Origin of the sequence: Streptomyces sp. NPDC002328, assembly GCF_042890065.1 — a bacterium.
GTDB lineage: Bacteria > Actinomycetota > Actinomycetes > Streptomycetales > Streptomycetaceae > Streptomyces.
In genome coordinates, this window is the sequence record NZ_JBIARQ010000002.1 from 564,039 (window position 1) to 583,410 (window position 19,372).

The 19,372-nt window shown below is 72.6% G+C and carries 13 protein-coding genes; 8 read left to right on the top strand and 5 right to left on the bottom strand.

Going from position 1 to position 19,372, the window contains the following annotated elements; genetic code table 11:
• The gene (locus tag ACFYX4_RS08970) at positions 1 to 2,193 is read right to left on the bottom strand and encodes a lipopolysaccharide biosynthesis protein (protein WP_389328673.1); all 2,193 of its coding nucleotides are present in this window, start codon (positions 2,191 to 2,193) and stop codon (positions 1 to 3) included.
• 232 nt (positions 2,194 to 2,425) lie between these two features.
• Positions 2,426 to 3,652, bottom strand: coding sequence for a DegT/DnrJ/EryC1/StrS family aminotransferase (locus ACFYX4_RS08975; RefSeq protein ID WP_389328217.1), 1,227 nt, complete (start codon positions 3,650 to 3,652; stop codon positions 2,426 to 2,428).
• 368 nt (positions 3,653 to 4,020) lie between these two features.
• On the opposite strand from ACFYX4_RS08975, the gene fahA reads away from it, so the two are divergent.
• The 8 genes from fahA (at position 4,021) to ACFYX4_RS09015 (ending at position 13,871) form a co-directional block, all read left to right on the top strand.
• Complete coding sequence (fahA, locus tag ACFYX4_RS08980) at positions 4,021 to 5,232, top strand: fumarylacetoacetase (protein WP_389328675.1); 1,212 nt, start codon at positions 4,021 to 4,023, stop codon at positions 5,230 to 5,232.
• 262 nt (positions 5,233 to 5,494) lie between these two features.
• On the top strand, positions 5,495 to 6,433 hold the full coding sequence (locus ACFYX4_RS08985) for a M56 family metallopeptidase (protein WP_389328220.1): 939 nt from the start codon (positions 5,495 to 5,497) through the stop codon (positions 6,431 to 6,433).
• Positions 6,434 to 6,603: 170 nt separating this feature from the next.
• Positions 6,604 to 7,383 carry a GntR family transcriptional regulator gene (locus ACFYX4_RS08990; RefSeq protein WP_389328223.1) on the top strand — a complete coding sequence of 260 codons (780 nt, stop codon included), beginning with the start codon at positions 6,604 to 6,606 and terminating at the stop codon, positions 7,381 to 7,383.
• A gap of 139 nt (positions 7,384 to 7,522) precedes the next feature.
• On the top strand, positions 7,523 to 7,750 hold the full coding sequence (locus tag ACFYX4_RS08995; RefSeq protein WP_030790138.1) for a ferredoxin family protein: 228 nt from the start codon (positions 7,523 to 7,525) through the stop codon (positions 7,748 to 7,750).
• Between the two features lie 14 nt (positions 7,751 to 7,764).
• The gene (locus tag ACFYX4_RS09000; protein WP_389328226.1) at positions 7,765 to 9,171 is read left to right on the top strand and encodes an ABC transporter substrate-binding protein; all 1,407 of its coding nucleotides are present in this window, start codon (positions 7,765 to 7,767) and stop codon (positions 9,169 to 9,171) included.
• Positions 9,168 to 10,073, top strand: a complete 906-nt coding sequence (locus ACFYX4_RS09005) for an ABC transporter permease (protein ID WP_389328229.1) — start codon at positions 9,168 to 9,170, stop codon at positions 10,071 to 10,073. Before ACFYX4_RS09000 ends, ACFYX4_RS09005 begins: the two co-directional genes overlap by 4 nt.
• On the top strand, positions 10,057 to 10,920 hold the full coding sequence (locus tag ACFYX4_RS09010; RefSeq protein WP_389328233.1) for an ABC transporter ATP-binding protein: 864 nt from the start codon (positions 10,057 to 10,059) through the stop codon (positions 10,918 to 10,920). The genes ACFYX4_RS09005 and ACFYX4_RS09010 overlap by 17 nt, the downstream gene beginning before the upstream one ends.
• 11 nt (positions 10,921 to 10,931) lie before the next feature.
• Positions 10,932 to 13,871: a fumarate reductase/succinate dehydrogenase flavoprotein subunit gene (locus ACFYX4_RS09015; RefSeq protein ID WP_389328677.1), complete on the top strand. Its 2,940-nt coding sequence runs from the start codon at positions 10,932 to 10,934 to the stop codon at positions 13,869 to 13,871.
• 44 nt (positions 13,872 to 13,915) lie between these two features.
• On the opposite strand, the gene recQ is transcribed toward ACFYX4_RS09015, so the two are convergent.
• The 3 genes from recQ to ACFYX4_RS09030 all read right to left on the bottom strand — a co-directional run bounded on the left by recQ (position 13,916) and on the right by ACFYX4_RS09030 (position 19,371).
• Complete coding sequence (gene recQ, locus ACFYX4_RS09020; RefSeq protein ID WP_389328680.1) at positions 13,916 to 15,922, bottom strand: DNA helicase RecQ; 2,007 nt, start codon at positions 15,920 to 15,922, stop codon at positions 13,916 to 13,918.
• Positions 15,923 to 16,153: 231 nt separating this feature from the next.
• A complete protein-coding gene (gene nuoN / locus ACFYX4_RS09025; RefSeq protein ID WP_389328236.1) occupies positions 16,154 to 17,803 on the bottom strand; it encodes an NADH-quinone oxidoreductase subunit NuoN in 1,650 nt (549 codons plus the stop codon).
• Positions 17,800 to 19,371, bottom strand: a complete 1,572-nt coding sequence (locus ACFYX4_RS09030; protein ID WP_389328239.1) for an NADH-quinone oxidoreductase subunit M — start codon at positions 19,369 to 19,371, stop codon at positions 17,800 to 17,802. The genes nuoN and ACFYX4_RS09030 overlap by 4 nt, the downstream gene beginning before the upstream one ends.
• Position 19,372: the final 1 nt, after the last annotated feature.

Genomic DNA, 19,372 nt, shown 5'->3' on the forward strand with positions numbered 1-19,372 from the left:
CTACGACGTGTCGCGACCGTACGACGTGTCGCGGCCGTACGACGTGTCGCGGCCGAAGCGCAGGGCCGGGGCCGCGACCGCCGCGACGAGGACCGCGCACAGCGGCAGCGCCAGCGGCGCCAGCTCCTGCCGCCACACCCAGCCGCCCATCGCGACGAGATACAGCACCCCCCAACGCCCCGGCCAGGTCAGCCGTCCGCCCAGGCGCGCGAGGAGCAGCCACAGCGGCAGGAGACTCGACAGCAGCAGGACCGGCGGCGCCCACCGCAGCAGCGACTCGGGACCGTCGAGCCCCGCCCCCTGCGCGAGGACCTCGGCCGTCCGCACGTACAACGTCCCGCCGACCGGCCGGGGTTCCCGGCCGAGGGCCACCGGTACGGCGTGCAGCGCGAGCAGCGCCGAGCCCAGCGCCGCACCCGGCAGCCACACATCCCGCGCCGCGCGCAACGTCACCGAGCCGACGAACACCACGAGCAGCACGCCGACCGCGACGAGCGCCGGAAGCGGCGACGTCTCCAGCATCTGCCGGCCGCTCATCGCCCGCGACGCGCCGTCGAGCCACGGCAGATCGCGCAGCGCCGCCCAGAACACCACGGTGGCCACGCCGAGCAGCCCCCACAGCCCACCCGCGAGCCACCGCTCCCGGGGCCCCTGCCGCTCCCGCCCTTCCACCACCTGTCCCCGGTCTTCGCGTGCCACCGCGTCCGACGACGCCCCCTCGCCGCCCGCGCCCGCGCTCCCGTCCCCCGCGCTCCCCTCCCCCGCGCCGGACGGCTGCGGCCGCACGATCAGCCCCAGCGTGTCCGCCTGGAGCGCCTCGCGCTCGTACCCGGGACGCCCGATGAACAGGGTGACCGTGTCCTGGTCGGCCCCCTCGCGCTCGCGCGTCCCCCGGCGCGCCAGGCTCGTGCCGTCGTACCCGGCGGTCGCGTTCAGCCGCGCCCAGCCGGTGCCGTAGGCCGGGACGGACGGGGGCCGGTCGGCCGGCACGGTCTCGTTCCGCCGCAGCGCGGAGCGCAGCCCGACGACGGAGACGACGGCGATCAGCGACATGCTGAGCAGCACCGCCCAGCCCGCCCCCGCGATGCCCGCCGGGGTGAACAGGACGGCCGCGCTGCCCAGCACCAGCGTGCACATCGCGCCCTGGAGCGCGGCGAGCACCCCGGTGCGCCCCTGCACGCGCAGCACCCCGATGTACAGCTCCACCACCACCCGGGGCAGCGCGCCGGCGGCCAGCAGCCGCAGCACGGTGGTGCCGTGCTCGGCGTAGTCCTCGCTGAACGGCAGCAGGATCTGGGGGGCGAAGACCACCAGCACCAGCACCACCGGCACCAGCAGCACGATCATCCGGCGCAGCGCCCCGCGGACCCCGTCGGCGAGTTGCCGGGGGTCGTGGGAGGCGTGGGCGGTGAGGGAGGAGGCCATGTTGATGGCCATGAACTCCATCGTGCCGCCGACGGTGTAGGCCACGTAGAAGTAGCCGTTCTCCGCCGCGCTGAACCGGACCGCGACCATCACCGGCAGCAGGTTGATCATCGCCAGGCTGAACAGCGCGCCCAGCGAGTCGCCGGCCAGGAAGCGGCCCATGTCCGACAGCCGCGGCGGCTCCAGGTCGCGGTCGGCGGCGGCCTGGCGCGGGATGAGCCGGCGGAAGATCAACCAGCCGAGCGGCAGGGTGGAGAGGGCGATCGCGGCGGCCCACGACACGAAGATGCCGAGCACCGGCACCGTGCCGGCGAAGACGACCAGCAGGATCAGCTTGCCGGTGGAGAACACCGCGTTGCCGATCGGCACCCACCCCGACCTGCGCAGCCCGGTCAGCACCCCGTCCTGGAGCGTGAGCAGCGCCCACGCCACGCAGGCGACGACGAACGCGGCCCCCGCGAGCGGCGTGCCGAGCGGCGCGTACGACGCTCCCCACAGGTCGAGCGTGAGCAGGAAGACGACCGCCGCGATGGTCACGACGACCGAACTCGCCGCGTACGTCCGCCACACCAGCGAGCCGGTGGCCCGTCCCGCGCGCGGCACGAAGCGGACGACGGCGCCGATCATCGTCGTCGCCGTGATGCTGGCGAGCAGTCTCATCGCGGCGATCGCGGCGGAGCCCTGGCCGACGGCCTCCTCCGTGTAGTGGCGGGCGGCCACGAGCCAGAAGCCCAGGCCGAGCACGGCGGAGACGCCGGTGCTGAGCATGAGGAAGTAGGCGTTCTTGAACAGCGACTCGGAGTCCCCGGAGCCGCCGCCCGACGTACCGCCCCCCACGGCCCGCCCCCCGTCCGACTCCCCCACCCCGGCGCTCCCGATCGGCCGTCGGCTCAGCCTCCCGGTCACGGCCCCGGCCCGCCCCTCGGCCCGACCCTCGACTCCGGTATCGGCCTCGGCCTTGATCTCGGTCTCGGTCTCGGCGGGTGTCCCGGCCTGTGTCTCAGCCACGCGTCCGCTCCAGCCCTCCCGGCGCCTCGGCCGGCCGTGCGCCGGACTCCTGAAGCACCTCGACGACCTGCCGTGCCCGCAGCGGATCCACCGGCAACGCGTGCCGCGCGAACCAGCGGGCCCCGGCGGGGTCGGGCGAGAGGTCGGTGAAGGCGGCACCCGCGTAGTCGTCCAGCGGCGGGTCGTAGAGATACCCGACGACGATGCCCCGCCGCGCCAGCGCCGCGATCGCGGCATCCCGGTCGGCGACGAACAACGGGACACGGAACAGGGGTTGAGCACTCCGCCCGTCCGGTCTCGCCCACGGCGTGGACATCAGCGTCTCGACGCCCGCCCGGCAGGCGGCCAGCACCTCGTCCAGCCGGTCGAGCCGGCGACCGATCCGGCCCAGTCGCCGCGGTCCCGAACGCAGCCGGTAGTCGTGCATGTCGACGCGGACCCAGGAGTCGAACGCGGTGAGGTCCGGCGCCGCGTCGACCGCCCGGGCCAACTCCTCCCCGCGCAGCGACATCCGGATCTCCTCGCGCTCCATCAGCCCGAGCAGCCGCATGGTGGCCCACGCGGCCCGCCGCAGCCGCAGCCCCCGCACGGCCGCCTCCGCGTACGGCCGCACCGTGAAGGCGAGTTCGGCCGTGAGCCGCCCCGGCAGCAACAGGTCCTCGCAGCTCTTCTCCAGGGCCTCGCGCAGCCCCGGATCGGCACAGGACAGGAACCCGCCGGCCTTGGCGCCCACATGCTTGGACAGGCTGAAGACGGAGGCGTCGCCCCAAGCGCCGACGGGACGGCCGCCCACCCGGCTCCCGATGGCGTGCGCCCCGTCCTCGAACAACGGGATCGTCAGCGCGTCGCACTTCTCCCGCAGCCGCGGCGCGTCGTCCGGATTGCCGTACAGGTTCGTGGTGAGCACCGCCGACAGCGATCCCCACACCTCGTCGGGCACCGCGTCCACATCGATCGACGCGTCCAGCGGGTTCAACGGGGCCTGCACCGGCCGCAGTCCCGCCGCGAGCACCACGAAGAAGATCACGTCGTCGTTGACGGGCGACATCAACACCCGTCCGCCCGGCGGGCACCAGTGGCGCAGGGCCACGAACAGCCCGAACCGGCACGACGGCACGTACACGCATTCCCGGCCGAGTCTGCCGCGCATGGTCTCTTCCAGCCGCTTCGGCCGTGAACCATGTCGCGCCGACCCGAGGCCGGCCTCCCCTATGGCCATCCGCCCCCCTGGTGTGCCAGAGGAAAGCCCCTCCCCCGAGGCCTTCCAGCACCCGCCCAGAGTCTCCCTGTTCGCACCGCTCCGTCAAGAATGCGGTCCTTCCGACGGAAGACTCCCCGGGTCCACCCGGAAGCGGGGCGCTGCTCCGGTGCCGCTCCCGTGTCGCTCCGGTGTCCCTTCCGCGAGGTCAGCCGTAACGTGTGCGGCGTTCGGCGCACCGGCCGAGCACCGGCGCAGCACCCGCCGGCGCCCTCCCGTACGGCGAGCACCCGGTCACGGCGAACACATGTGCACAGATGGCGCATGCGCGGCGCACACGCGGCGCATGCACGGCGAGCGCGAAAGCGAGGCAGCACCCGATGCCCCCCTTGGCCCCCTTCGACCTCCCCGAGGGCGACCCCTTCGGCCCGCACAACCTTCCCTACGGCGTCTTCTCCCTCCCCGGCTCCGAGCAGCGGACCGTCGGCGTCCGTCTCGGCGACCACGTCCTGGACGCGGGCGCGGCGGCCCGGGCCCTCGGCTCTCCCCATGCCTCCCTCCTCATCCGCCCGACCCTCGGCCCCTTGCTGTCGGCCGGCCGCACCGTCTGGTCAGAGGTGCGCGGCGCTCTGCGGGATTGGGTCACGGACCCCGCCCACCGAGCGACCCTCACCCCGCTGCTCCACCCCCTCTCCTCGGTGGATCTGCACCTCCCCTTCGAGGTCGCCGACTACGTCGACTTCTACGCCTCCGAGCACCACGCCCGGAACGCGGGCGCGATCTTCCGCCCGGACGCCGCCGACACCCTCCTGCCGAACTGGAAGCACCTGCCCATCGGCTACCACGGCCGCGCCGGCACGGTCGTCGTCTCCGGCACGGACGTCGTCCGCCCGTCGGGCCAGCGCAAGGCCCCCACCGACGCCGCGCCCGTCTTCGGCCCCACCGTGCGGCTCGACATCGAGGCCGAGGTCGGCTTCGTGGTGGGCGTGCCCTCGCAGCACGGCCGGCCGGTCCCGCTGACCGACTTCCGCGAGCACGTCTTCGGCCTGTGCCTCCTCAACGACTGGTCGGCCCGCGACATCCAGGCCTGGGAGTACGTCCCCCTCGGCCCCTTCCTCGGCAAGTCCTTCGCCACCTCGGTCTCGGCGTGGATCACCCCGCTGGAGGCGCTGGAGGAGGCCCGCGTCTCACCCCCCGAGCGCACCCACCCCCTCCTCCCCTATCTGGACGACGCCGCCACCGAGCCCGCCGGCTACGACCTGCGCGTCTCCATCGCCGTCAACGGTCACGTCGTCTCCGAACCCCCCTTCTCCACCATGTACTGGACGGCCGCCCAGCAGCTCGCCCATCTGACGGTCAACGGCGCCTCCCTGCGCACCGGCGACCTCTACGGCTCGGGCACGGTGAGCGGCCCGGCCGCCGACCAGCGCGGCTCCCTCCTGGAACTGACCTGGAACGGCCGCGACCCCCTCGACCTCCCCGACGGCAAGCGGACGTACCTGGAGGACGGCGACGAGGTGACCCTCTCGGCCTGGGCCCCGGGACCGGACGGCCTGCGGGTGGGACTGGGCGAGGTGACGGGACGAGTCGTCTCCCGGTGAGCGGGCCGGTCGCCCGACGAGAGTTCCGCGCGGGCTGACTCCGGCCGTTCCCGCCGTCATACTGGCGGCGGGAACGGTCCCCGCACCGGACCCGCCGCACACACCCCGAGCAACGACCGCCCCGACCAGGGGCCCCGAAGCGGGGCACCCGGCGCAGGGCCGCCCGGCCCGTCGCCTCCACCGTCTCCGCACGTCCGCCCTCCCTCACCCTCGCCCCCGTCCTCGCCCTCTGTCCCGCCGACCAGGATCCGGAGCCCGCGGCATGACCTTCTGCCTGCTCCTGCTGAGCGTCGTCGCCCTGACGGCCGCCGTTCCGGTTCCCCGTGCTCTGACCCGGGCCGAGTGGCCCGAGCGGGAGCCGGTGGTGGCGCTGTGGGTGTGGCAGTGCCTGGTCGCCACGGTCCTGCTCTGCTGTCTGACGGCACTGGTCCTGGGTGCCGCCGCCGTCTTCAACACCGTCCGCGCCCAGGTGTTCGCCCCCGCCCCGCCGGCGGTGACCGAGGCGTACGACCTGTCCACCGCCCCGGTGTGGGCGACCGCGCTCACCCTGCTGCTGGCCTGCGGGGCCGCCTGGACCACCGCGATGCTGGCCCGCGAACTGGTCGAGGCGCGTCGGCGTCGCGGCCGGGCCCGCGCGCATCTGCGGGAACGCGCCCCCGACCTCCCCGCGGGCCTGCCCTCCGCGCGAGGTCCGCTCCTCGTGCTGGAGGACGAGTACCCCGACGCCTGGTGGATGCCCGGCAGCCCTCCCCAACTGATCGTGACCACCGGCGCCTTGCACCGCCTCACCTCCCATCAACTCGACGCCGTCCTCACCCATGAGCGCGATCACGCCCGTGCCCACCACGACTGGCTGCTGCACTTGTCGACAGCGCTGGCCACCGGCTTCCCGCGGATCCCGCTGTTCGCCCACTTCTGCGACCAGACGCACCGCCTGGTCGAACTCGCCGCCGACGACACGGCCTCCCGCCGCTGCGGCCACCTGACCACGGCTCTGGCCCTGATCGAGCTGAACCAGCACCGAGGCGTGCTGTCCTGCGCGTCCAGCCACCGTCTCCTGGGCGAACGCGTCGACCGTCTCCTCCAGCCGCCGCCCCGGCTGCTGCGCAGGCAGCGGGCCCTGACCACGACGGTGGCGGCCCTCATCCCCCTGCTGCCACTGCTGATCACTTTCGCCCCGGGCCTGACGGCGCTCGGCTGACGGCATTCGACTGACGGCACTCGACTGACGCCTCGCGCGGCCCGCCCCGGTGGCAGATCTTGCTCATCGGAGTCACAAAACCCCAGGTCATCACCTCATCTTCCGCCTCGTCAGGTGGCGCAACAGTCCTGCAACACCACTATTCCGACCGGATAGGTATGGTCCGAACCATGCCTTCCACCGACCGCATCCGCGACCACGCCGGTCAGGGCGCGACCACCGTCGCCGCCCACCGGGCCCGTCGTCGGCTGCGCGCGGACCAGGCCCGCCAGCTCGCCGACATCCTCCGCCGCCAGCTCCTCACCGGCGGCTTCCCGGCCGGCACGCTGCCCCATGAATCCGTGCTCGCCACCGACTACCGCGCCTCCCGCAACACCGTCCGCCAGGCCCTGGACCTCCTGAGGGCCGAGGGTCTCGTGGAACGCCTGCCCGGCGTGGGCACGGTGGTGGTCGCCCAGAAGTACCCGCACGGACTCGACCGGCTGATGGGCCTCGCGGAAACCCTCCACGAACACGGCCAGGTCACCAACGAGGTCCGCAACCTGGGCCCCGTCCCCGCGCCGGCCCCGGTGGCCGACCGGCTCCACGTCCCGCCCGGCGCCGACGTCCTCTACATCGAGCGTCTGCGCCGCCTGGGCGGTGTCCCCCTCTCTCTCGACCTCACCTACATCCCGCTCGACATCGGCACCGCCCTGCTCGGCGCCGACCTGGAGAACACCGACGTCTTCCGCCTCCTGGAAGCCGTCACCGGCCACCCCCTCGGCCACGCGGAGATCACCTTGGAGGCGGTCAACGCCGACGCCCACTCCGCCGCCGTCCTGGAGGCCCCGCGCGGTGCGGCCGTCCTGATGCTGGAACGCCTCACCCACGGCCGCCCGGTCGACCTGGAGTTCATCCGCTTCCGCGGCGACCGCATCTCGATGAGCGGGCTGCTGCACCGCTCCCGCTGACACCGCCCCCTCGCCCCGTACCGCCCACTTTCGCTCCCTTCGCCCGCTCTCGTACCCTCTCATCCCTTCATCGTTCGGCGAGGTCCGATCGGTTCACCGCCGCGCGAGATTCTTCGCGAGCCTTTCTCTGGAGACAGCCATGCCCTTGGTGCCCCAGCGGGCCGACGTGCCCGTGACCATCGACGAGTCGAAGTGCATCGACGGCTGCACCCTCTGCGTGGACATGTGCCCGCTGGACTCCCTGGCCATCGACGAGAGCAACGGCAAGGCCTACATGCACGTGGACGAGTGCTGGTACTGCGGCCCGTGCGCGGCCCGCTGTCCCACCGGAGCCGTCACGGTCAACATGCCCTACCTGCTCCGGTGAGAGGTCGAACTCCCATGAACCGCAACGCAGTCACCACGCATCGCAACGCAGTCACCACGAAACGCGTCGCAAGCGCCGCGAAACGCCCGGCCGTCGCCGCCACCGCCGTCGCCCTCCTGCTGCCGCTCTCCGCCTGCGGCGGCAGCGCCGAGGCGGGCGACGGCTCCACGGTCACCGTCACCGTCGGCTACCAGTCCAAGACCATCAACACGGTCACCGCCGGCACCCTCCTGCGCTCCCTCGGCTACTTCGAGAAGCAGCTCAACGCCCTCGGCGACGGCACCACCTACAAGGTGAACTGGCAGGACTTCGCCACCGGCGCGCCGATCACCGCCCAGATGACCGCGGGGAAGATCGACATCGGTTCGATGGGCGACTTCCCCCTCCTCATCAACGCGGCCCGCGGCAAGCAGCTCGACCGGCCCACCCGGCTGGTCTCGGTCACCGGCTACAACCTCCGCGGCGGCCTCAACACCATCGTCACCGCCCCCGACTCCCGGCTCACCTCGCTGACGGACCTCAAGGGCAAGAAGGTCTCCACCAGCGTGGGATCCGCCGCCGACGGCACCCTCGTCCGGGCCCTCCAGCGCGCCGGCATCGACCCGAACGACGGCATCGAGAAGCTCAACCAGCAGCCGGCGGTGGGTGCTTCCGCGCTCTCCGCGGGCAGCGCGGACGCCCTCTCGCAGTTCGTGGCCTGGCCCGGCCTGCTCGCCTTCCAGGGCAAGGCGAAGGCCCTGTACGACGGCGCCCAGCTGAACCTGCCGACCTTCCACGGCGTCACCGCCCGCGAGGACTTCGCGAAGAAGCGCCCCGCCGTGCTGGAGGCGTTCCTGAAGGCGCAGGCCGAGGCGACCGACTACCTCGACGCACACCCCGTGGCCGCCGCCGAGTCCGTCGCGAAGGCCACCGGTCTGCCCGCCGAGGTCGTCTACCTCTACAACGGCGACCACGGCATCTCCACCTTCGACCCGTCCGTCAAGCCGCAGCTCGTCTCGGCCCTGAAGGAGGACGTGTCGATCCTCAAGGCTGCGAAGCTGACCGGGGACGTGGACGTCGACGCCTTCGTCGACGACCAGTACGTCAAGAAGGCCCTCGGCGCCTCCTACGCCCAGCGACTCGCCGCCACGCCCGCGCCGGCCGCGAGCGAGGTGTGGCCCAAGGGCGCCGCGCAGACCCGTGCGTTCACCTCGCCCGCGCAGCTCCTCGCCTACGTGGCCGCGCACCGCGACACCGTCCGCGCCGCCTACGTCCCCGACGCCACCACCGGCACCCTCTGGTTCGCCGACAAGGCGGTCTGGGTGGCGGACGGGGCGACCCTGGCGCCCTTCGTGGCCCCGGCGACCGCGCAGGCCTACATCGACGCCCACGGCGGCGCACGCGTCATCACGTACGCGGAGGCCCTGGAGCGTGCCGCGTGAGCCGGCCCGTCCCGCGCGCCGGCCGCTACGTGCTGCGGCTGCTCTCCCTCGCCGCCGCGCTCGGCCTGTGGCAGGTGCTGACCGGCCTGGACGTCGACCTGTGGCTGCGTTTCTCGCAGTTCCCCACGGTCACCGAGGTGGCCCACGCGTTCGCCGACCGGCTCGCCGGCGGCGACTACTGGACCGACCTCACCGACAGCCTGACCCGGATCATCACCGGTTTCCTGCTGGCCGCCGTCCTGGGTGTGGCCGCGGGGGTGCTCGTGGCGCGCTCGCGGCTCGCCGAGGACCTGCTCGGCCCGGTCCTGGAAGTCGTCCGCCCGATCCCGGCGATCGCCCTGGTCCCCGTCGCGATCCTCCTGTTCCCCTCCAACGAGCAGGGCATCGTCTTCATCACCTTCACCGCCGCGTTCTTCCCCGTGCTGGTGTCCACGCGTCACGCGGTCCGGGCCCTCACCCCCGTCTGGGAGGAGGCCGTGCGCACCATGGGCGGCGGCCGCCTGCGGATCCTCGGCTCGGTCGTCCTGCCGGGAGCGCTGCCCGGCATCTTCGGCGGGCTGTCGGTCGGCATCGGCGTGTCGTGGATCTGCGTGATCTCCGCCGAGATGATCTCCGGCCAGTACGGCGTCGGCTACCGCACCTGGCAGGACTACACGATCGTCAACTACCCGGGCGTCTTCGTCGGCATGGTCACCATCGGCGTGCTCGGCTGGCTCACCTCCACCGCCGTGGAACTCCTCGGCCGCCGGCTGACCCGCTGGCTCCCCCGGACGTCGTACGACCCCGGAGCCAGGCCGCGGGCTCCCCGGGCCACCGCACCGGCACCGCCGCCGCAGACCGCCCCCGTGCGCGAGGGATCCGTATCCGAGGCCGAGGAGGCACGTGATGAGCACCTCGTCTGAGACCGAGACCGGCACCCCGTCCGAGACCGAGTCGTCCGAGCGCCGCACGGCGGACGGAACTACCGTCGACGCGAAGGTCCGGCAGGTCCCGGAGACGGCCGCGCCGGCGCCCGGCCGCGGCACCCGGCTCACCTTCCGCGCCGCCACGCTCGGCCGCACCGACGCCCCGGCCCTGGCCGACGTCGACCTCGACGTGGCACCCGGCGAGATCCTCACCGTCGTCGGCCCCTCGGGCTGCGGCAAGTCGACGCTGCTGCGCACGCTGGCCGGGCTGCTGCCCACCCTGGCCGGGACCGTGGAACAGGACGCCCGGCCGATCACCGGCCCGGCCGCGGACCGTGCCCTGGTCTTCCAGGAGGACGCCCTCCTGCCCTGGCGCAGCCTGCGCGCCAACGTCGAACTCCCGCTCGCCATCCAGGGGTTGCCGCGCGCGCAGCGCAGGCAGCAGGCGGAGTCCTGGCTCGGCCGCGTCGGACTGGCCGACCTGACCCGGCAGTTGCCCCACCGCGTCTCCGGCGGGCAGCGCCAGCGCGCCCAGCTGGCCCGCGCCCTGGCCGGCCGCCCGCGCGCCGTCCTCATGGACGAACCGTTCGGCGCGCTCGACGCCCAGACCCGCGCGGGGATGCAGGACCTGCTGGTCGAGGTGCTGCACGGCACGGGCGCGACCGTCGTCTTCGTCACCCATGACGTGGACGAGGCACTCTTCCTCGGCGACCGCGTCGCCCTGCTCGGCAACGGCGGCCTCGTCGCCGTCCGGGACGTCCCGCGCCCCCGCGACCGCTCGGCCCACGACGACCCCGCGCGCGTGGCCCTGCGGCGCGACGTCCTCACCCCCCTCGGCACGTGAAAGGCACCCCGGTGGCCACCCCCGTCAACACGACCCCTGCCCACGCCGCGCCCGCCGAGGCTCCCGCGCGGATCCCCGCGCTCGCCGACGCCGAGGAGCTGAGCTGCGACGTCCTCGTCATCGGCGGCGGCACCGCCGGCACCATGGCGGCGCTGACCGCGGCCGAACACGGCGCGAACGTCCTGCTCCTGGAGAAGGCCCACGTGCGCCACTCGGGCGCGCTCGCCATGGGCATGGACGGCGTCAACAACGCCGTCATCCCCGGCCGCGCGGAACCGGACGACTACGTCGCCGAGATCACCCGCGCCAACGACGGCATCGTCGACCAGTCCACCGTCCGCCAGACCGCCACCCGCGGCTTCTCCATGGTGCAGCGCCTGGAGTCGTACGGCGTGAAGTTCGAGAAGGACGAGCACGGCGAGTACGCCGTCCGCCAGGTCCACCGCTCCGGCTCCTACGTCCTGCCGATGCCGGAGGGCAAGGACGTCAAGAAGGTGCTGTACCGGCAGCTGCGGCGGCGGGAGATGCGGGAGCGGATCCGCATCGAGAACCGGGTGATGCCGGTACGCGTGCTGACGGCGGAGGGACGGGCCGTGGGGGCGGCGGGCTTCAACACGCGGACGGGGCGGTTCGTGTCGGTCCGCGCGGGCGCGGTGATCCTCGCGACCGGCGCGTGCGGACGCCTCGGGCTGCCCGCCTCCGGCTACCTGTACGGCACCTACGAGAACCCGACCAACGCGGGCGACGGCTACGCCATGGCCTACCACGCGGGCGCCGAGCTGACCGGCATCGAATGCTTCCAGATCAACCCGCTGATCAAGGACTACAACGGCCCGGCCTGCGCCTACGTCGCCAACCCCTTCGGCGGCTACCAGGTCAACCGGCACGGCGAACGCTTCGTCGACTCCGACTACTGGTCGGGCCAGATGATGGCCGAGTTCGCGGCCGAGGTCGCCTCCGACCGGGGGCCCGTGTACCTGAAGCTGAGCCATCTCCCGGAGGAGTCCATCTCGGCGCTGGAGTCGATCCTGCACTCCACCGAGCGGCCCACCCGCGGTGCCTTCCACTCCGGCCGGGGCCACGACTACCGCACCCACGACATCGAGATGCACATCTCCGAGATCGGCCTGTGCGGCGGCCACTCCGCCTCCGGCGTCCGCGTCGACGACCACGCCCGCACGACCGTCCCGCGTCTGTACGCCGCCGGCGACCTGGCCTGCGTCCCGCACAACTACATGATCGGCGCGTTCGTGTACGGCGACCTCGCGGGCGCCGACGCCGCCCGCTACCGCGCGTACGAGGGCGAGCTTCCGGCGGAGCAGCTGCGGGAGGCGCACGAGCTGGTCTACCGCCCGCTGCGCAACCCGGACGGCGCTCCGCAGACCCAGGTCGAGTACAAGCTGCGCCGCTTCGTGAACGACTACGTGGCCCCGCCGAAGTCGGGCGCCCGGCTCTCCCTCGCCCTGGAGGCGTTCGAGCGGATGCACGACGACATCGCCGCGATGGGCGCCCGCACCCCGCACGAACTGATGCGCTGCGCCGAGGTGACCTTCATCCGCGACTGCGCGGAAATGGCCGCGCGCGCCTCCCTCGCCCGTACGGAGTCCCGCTGGGGCCTCTACCACGACCGCCTCGACCACCCTCGGCGCGACGACGCGTCCTGGTTCCATCACCTCGATCTGCACAAGTCCCCCTCTGGTGCGATGGAGTTCACGGCCCGTCCCGTGGCTCCGTATCTGGTTCCGGTCGAGGAGTTCACCCCGGTCGGCGGACCCTCCCGGCATCTCGGCGAGGTCCACCCGGAGGATGTGGCCACGGCCGGCTCACGCGAGACGGCGCCGGTCGCCACCCACGCCGGGGAGACCGCGCCGGCGCACACCGGCCCCGCTTCCCCCGCTTCTCCGCCGCACGAGCCCGCTCCCGAGCCCGAGCCCGCGCAGTCCTCGTCCCGCCTCCTCACCCTCGTCGCCCTCGCCGAGGAACAGCCCGACCTCGACGCCCTGCGCCCCTACCTGACCGACCCGGCCCCCGCCGTCCGCCGCGAGGCCGTGTCCGTGCTCACGGAGACGGTGCCGCCCGGCACCGGGACCGCTCTCGCCGAGGCGCTGCGGGACACCGCCCCCGAGGTGCGGGCCGCCGCCGCGGCGTCACTGCGCGAGCTCGTGGAGACCCTGCCGCCCGAACCCGCCCTGCGCGACGGCCTCGCCGCCGCCCTGGCCGAGCCCGACCCCGTCGTCCGCGCCGCCGCGCTCGACGTGCTGCGCGCGCTGCGGCTGGGCGACGCCGGTCTGTTCGCGGGCGCGCTCACGGACGCCGACATCACCGTCCGCATCGAGGCCGTGCGCGCCCTGGTCTCCGTGGACGCCGCCACCGAACTGGCTCACGCGGCACCCGCCGACCCGTCCCGCGAGGTCCGCGTCACCCTCGCCAAGGCCCTCGCCACCGTGGCCGCCGGCCGCCTGGACGAAGCCTCAGCGACCGGTCCCGCCGCCGGCCCCGGGACCGGCTCCAAGGCCAATGCCTACACCGGTTCCAATTCCGGCACCGGCCCCAACGGCCCTGCTCCAACCCCAACCTTCGATGTCACCCCCGTCCGCACCGCCCTCACCGCGCTCACCACCGACCCCGACGCCCTGGTCCGCGCAGCCGCCTACGGAGCGCTGGGCACCACCGGCTGCCCCGCAGCGCTCGCCGACCGCGCCGTCACCGCCCTGGGCGACCCGGCCTGGCAGGTCCGCGCCGGCGCCGCCACCGCCCTGTCCGCCGCAGGCCCCGACACGGCGGTCCCGGTTCTCGCCAAGGCCCTGGCCGACCCGAACGCCGACGTCCGCAAGGCCGCCGTGCTGGCGCTGACCCGGCACCGGGCCGTCGACGCCGCCCGAGCGGCCCTCGCCACGGCCACGGCGGACACGGACGCGGACGTCAGGGCGTACGCGGCACGAGGCCTCTGAGGAACCGTCCCGGCCGCGGAGCGTTCAGGCCCTGGATCAAGACCTCATATCCAGTCCTCGGGCTCGGGCTCCTCCGCCAGCTCGGGCCAGTCGTCCGCGCCGTCCGTCGTCCCGGCCCCTCCCACAGCGGCCTTCGGCGTCGAGCCGGGGGCGCCACCCAGGGAGTCCAGGACCGCGATCACGCCCTCCCCGTACGTCGCCAGCTTCTTCTCACCGACTCCGCTGATCCCGCCGAGCTCGCGCACCGACTTCGGCCACACCGTGGCGATCTCCCGCAGCGTGGCGTCGTGGAAGATGACGTACGCCGGGACTCCCTGCTCGCGGGCCTGATCGGCGCGCCAGGCGCGCAGGGCCTCGAAAGCGGGGAGCAGTTCCTCGGGCAGCTCGGACGCGGCGGTCTTCGCCTTGCGGTCGCCGCGTCCGCCGGAGGACGAACCCGACTTCGACGCCGTCGGCTTCTTCGGCTCCTTGCGCAGCGGCACCTCCCGCTCGCGCCGCAGCACCGCCCCGCTGTCCTCCGTCAGCACCAGCGTGCCGTACTCCCCTTCGACCGCGAGCAGCCCCTGCGCCAGCAACTGCCTTATGACTCCGCGCCATTCGCCCTCGGTCAGCTCCTCGCCGATGCCGAACACGGAGAGCTGGTCGTGGTCGAACTGGATCACCTTGGCCGTGCGCCGGCCCAGCAGGATGTCGACGATCTGCACCGCGCCGAACTTCTGCCCGCGTTCCCGCTGGAGCCGTACCACCGTCGACAGCGCCTTCTGCGCGGCGACGGTGCCGTCCCAGGTCTCCGGCGAGGTGAGGCAGGTGTCGCAGTTGCCGCATGCCGCCGTGTCGGCGTCCTGGCCGAAGTAGGCGAGCAGCTGGCCCCGGCGGCACCGGACCGTCTCACACAGCGCCAGCATCGAGTCCAGGTGTGCGGCGGCCCGCCGCTGGAACGCCTCGTCGCCCACCCCGGACTGGATCAGCTTGCGCTGCTGTATGACGTCGTTGAGGCCGTAGGCCATCCAGGCCGTCGACGGCAGCCCGTCGCGCCCCGCGCGGCCGGTCTCCTGGTAGTAGCCCTCGATGGACTTCGGCAGGTCGAGATGGGCGACGAACCGCACGTCCGGCTTGTCGATGCCCATGCCGAACGCGATGGTCGCCACCACGACCAGGCCCTCCTCGCGCAGGAACCGCGACTGGTGCGCCGCGCGCGTGCCCGCGTCCAGGCCGGCGTGGTACGGCACCGCCTCGACGCCGTTGCGGGAGAGGAACTCGGCTGTCTTCTCCACCGAGTTGCGCGAGAGGCAGTACACGATGCCCGCGTCGCCGGCGTGCTCGTCCCGCAGGAAGCTCAGCAACTGCTTCTTCGGGTCGGCCTTCGGGACGATCCGGTACTGGATGTTGGGCCGGTCGAAGCTGGCCACGAAGTGCCGGGCCGTCGGCATGTTCAGCCGCTGCGTGAGCTCCTGGTGCGTCGCGCGCGTGGCCGTCGCCGTGAGCGCGATCCTCGGGACGTCCGGCCAGCGCTCGCCGAGCAGGGACAGGGCGAGGTAGTCGGGGCGGAAGTCGTGGCCCCACTGGGACACGCAGTGCGCCTCGTCGATCGCGAAGAGGGCGATCTTGCCGCGGGAGAGGAGGTCCAGCGTGGAGTCCAGGCGGAGCCGCTCCGGCGCCAGGTACAGCAGGTCCAGCTCGCCGGCGAGGAACTCGGCCTCCACCACGCGCCGCTCGTCGAAGTCCTGCGTGGAGTTCATGAAGCCGGCGCGCACGCCCAGGGCCCGCAGCGCGTCCACCTGGTCCTGCATGAGCGCGATCAGCGGCGAGACGACGATGCCCGTACCCGGCCTGACCAGGGACGGAATCTGGTAGCAGAGCGACTTGCCGCCGCCGGTCGGCATGAGGACGACCGCGTCTCCGCCGGCCACCACATGCTCGATGACCGCTTCCTGCTCACCGCGGAAGGCGTCGTACCCGAAGACCCGGTTCAGCGTGGCGATCGCCTCGCTGTCCGTCCCCGGCATCTCCCTGATTCCTGTCATCTCCCTGATCCCGCCCGTCCCGCCCATCGCCTGGCCCCCCGTACGTCGTCCCTCGACCACTGCCTCCACCATAGGTGCCAGAACTGACAGCGCCGGAGTTATCCACAGGCCGCCACCGCTCCGCCCCCGTGTTCGACCGCCAGCCTCGAACGAACCGCCGAGAGCAACCCCTCCCTTCCGCCGCTTCCCGACACGCGGCTCGGCCCGGCCCCCAGGAGGGGGAGCCGGGCCGAGCCGCGCGCGTTTCCGGGGAAGGCCTCAGCGCACGAACACCCCCGCCTGCCCCGCCAGGTCCAGGAAGTACTGCGGGGCCACGCCGAGCACCACGGTGACCGCCACGCCCACCGCGATCGCCGTCGTCGTCAGCGGTGACGGCACGGCGACCGTCGGGCCCTCCGGGCGCGGCTCGCTGAAGAACATCAGCACGATGACGCGGATGTAGAAGAACGCGGCGATCGCCGAGGAGATCACGCCGACCACGACCAGCGGTGCCGCGCCGCCTTCCGCCGCCGCCTTGAAGACGGCGAACTTCCCGGCGAACCCGCTGGTCAGCGGGATGCCGGCGAAGGCCAGCAGGAACACCGCGAACACCGCCGCCACCAGGGGCGAGCGACGGCCCAGCCCCGCCCACTTGGACAGGTGGGTGGCCTCGCCGCCCGCGTCCCGCACCAGGGTGACCACCGCGAACGCGCCGATCGTCACGAAGGAGTACGCGGCCAGGTAGAAGAGGACGGAGGAGACCCCGTCCGGCGTGGTCGCAATGACGCCCGCGAGGATGAATCCGGCGTGCGCGATCGACGAGTACGCCAGGAGCCGCTTGATGTCGGTCTGCGTGATCGCGATGATCGCGCCGCCCAGCATGGTGACGATCGCGACGCCCCACATCACCGGCCGCCAGTCCCAGCGCAGGCCGGGCAGGACGACGTACAGGATCCGCAGCAGCGCGCCGAAGGCGGCCACCTTGGTCGCGGCGGCCATGAAGCCGGTGACCGGGGTCGGCGCGCCCTGGTAGACGTCGGGCGTCCACATGTGGAACGGCACCGCGCCCACCTTGAACAGCAGCCCCATGACGATCATGGCCGCGCCGATGAGCAGCAGCGCGTCGTTGCCCATGGTGTCCGCGAGCGCCGGGCTCACGTTGGTGACCGTGCCGTCGACGACCTGCGCGACCTTCGCGTACGACACCGAGCCGGCGTACCCGTAGAGCAGGGCGATGCCGAACAGGGTGAACGCCGAGGCGAACGCGCCGAGCAGGAAGTACTTGACCGCGGCCTCCTGCGACATGAGCCGCTTGCGGCGGGCCAGCGCGCACAGCAGGTACAGCGGCAGCGAGAAGACTTCCAGGGCGATGAAGAGGGTCAGCAGGTCGTTGGCCGACGGGAAGACCAGCATGCCCGCGACCGCGAACAGCAGGAGCGGGAAGACCTCGGTGGTCGTGAATCCAGCCTTGACCGCGGCCTTCTCGCTGTCGCTGCCCGGCACCGAGGCGGCCTGCGCGGCGAAGGAGTCGACGCGGTTGCCGTGCGTCTCCGGGTCGAGCCGCCGCTCGGCGAAGGTGAACAGGCCCACGAGGGCGGCCAGCAGGATCGTGCCCTGGAGGAACAGGGCCGGCCCGTCGACGGCGATCGCGCCCATCGCCGCGATGCGCGCCTTGGTGGTGCCGTAACCGTCCGCCGCGAGCGCCACGACCGCGGCGAACGCGGCGGTCAGGGCGACGACGGACACGAAGAGCTGGGCGTAGTAACGGTGCTTGCGCGGGACGAGCGCCTCGACCAGCACCCCGAGGATCGCCGCGCCCACGACGATCAGGGTGGGCGACAACTGCGCGTATTCGATCTTCGGCGCGTCGATCTTCGAGATCGGGTCGGCCGCGGTTGTCCACAGGCTGTGGACGACTGCTGTGCTCACTTGGCCGCCTCCACCTCGGGCTGGGGGTCCTTCTTCTGTACGTCGGACAGGGTCTGTTTGACCGCCGGGTCGACGATGTCCGTCAGGGGCTTCGGGTAGACGCCCAGGATGATCAGCAGAGCGATCAGCGGGGCGACGACCACGAGCTCACGCGCGCGGAGGTCCGGCATCGTGGAGACCGCGGGTTTCACCGGGCCCGTCATGGTCCTCTGGTAGAGGACGAGGGTGTAAAGAGCGGCAAGGACGATGCCGAGGGTGGCGATGACGCCGATCACCGGGTAGCGAGAGAACGTGCCGACCAGGACCAGGAACTCGCTCACGAACGGGGCGAGTCCGGGCAGCGACAGCGTCGCCAGACCGCCGATCAGGAACGTGCCGGCGAGCACCGGGGCGACCTTCTGCACCCCGCCGTAGTCGGCGATGAGCCGCGAGCCGCGCCGGGAGATCAGGAAGCCGGCGACCAGCATGAGCGCGGCGGTGGAGATGCCGTGGTTGACCATGTAGAGCGTCGCGCCGGACTGGCCCTGACTGGTCATCGCGAAGATGCCCAGGATGATGAAGCCGAAGTGCGAGATCGACGCGTACGCCACCAGCCGCTTGATGTCCCGCTGGCCGACGGCGAGCAGCGCGCCGTAGATGATGCTGATCACGGCGAGGACGAGGATGGCGGGCGTCGCCCACTTCGACGCCTCCGGGAAGAGCTGGAGGCAGAAGCGGAGCATCGCGAAGGTGCCGACCTTGTCGACGACCGCGGTGATGAGGACGGCGACCGGGGCGGTGGACTCCCCCATGGCGTTGGGCAGCCAGGTGTGCAGCGGCCACAGGGGCGCCTTCACCGCGAAGGCGAAGAAGAAGCCCAGGAACAGCCAGCGCTCGGTGTTCGTCGCCATGTCGAGCGAGCCGTTGGCCCGCGCTTCGGCGATCTCCGTGAGCGAGAAGTTCCCGGCGACCACGTAGAGCCCGATCACCGCGGCCAGCATGATCAGTCCGCCGACCAGGTTGTAGAGCAGGAACTTCACGGCCGCGTACGACCGTTGCGTGGCCGCCGTCTCCTCGCCGTGTTCATGAGCCCGGTCCCCGAAGCCGCCGATGAGGAAGTACATCGGGATGAGCATGGCTTCGAAGAAGATGTAGAAGAGGAAGACGTCGGTGGCCTCGAAGGAGATGATCACCATCGCCTCGACGGCCAGGATGAGGGCGAAGAAGCCCTGCGTCGGCCGCCAGCGCCCGCTGCCGGTCTCCAGCGGGTCGGCGTCGTGCCAGCCCGCCAGGATGATGAACGGGATCAGCAGCGCCGTGAGCGCGATGAGCGCCACCGCGATGCCGTCCACACCCAGCTCGTAGCGGACGCCGAAGTCCGCGATCCAGGAGTGGGACTCGGTGAGCTGGTAGCGGTCGCCGCCCGGGTCGAAGCGGACCAGGACGACGATCGCCAGGGCGAGCGTGGCGAGTGAGAAGAGCAGTGCCAGGGATTTGGCGGCGTTGCGCCGCGCCGCGGGCACGGCGGCCGTCGCGATCGCCCCGATCGCGGGGAGCGCGGCCGTCGCTGTCAGCAGAGGAAAGGACATC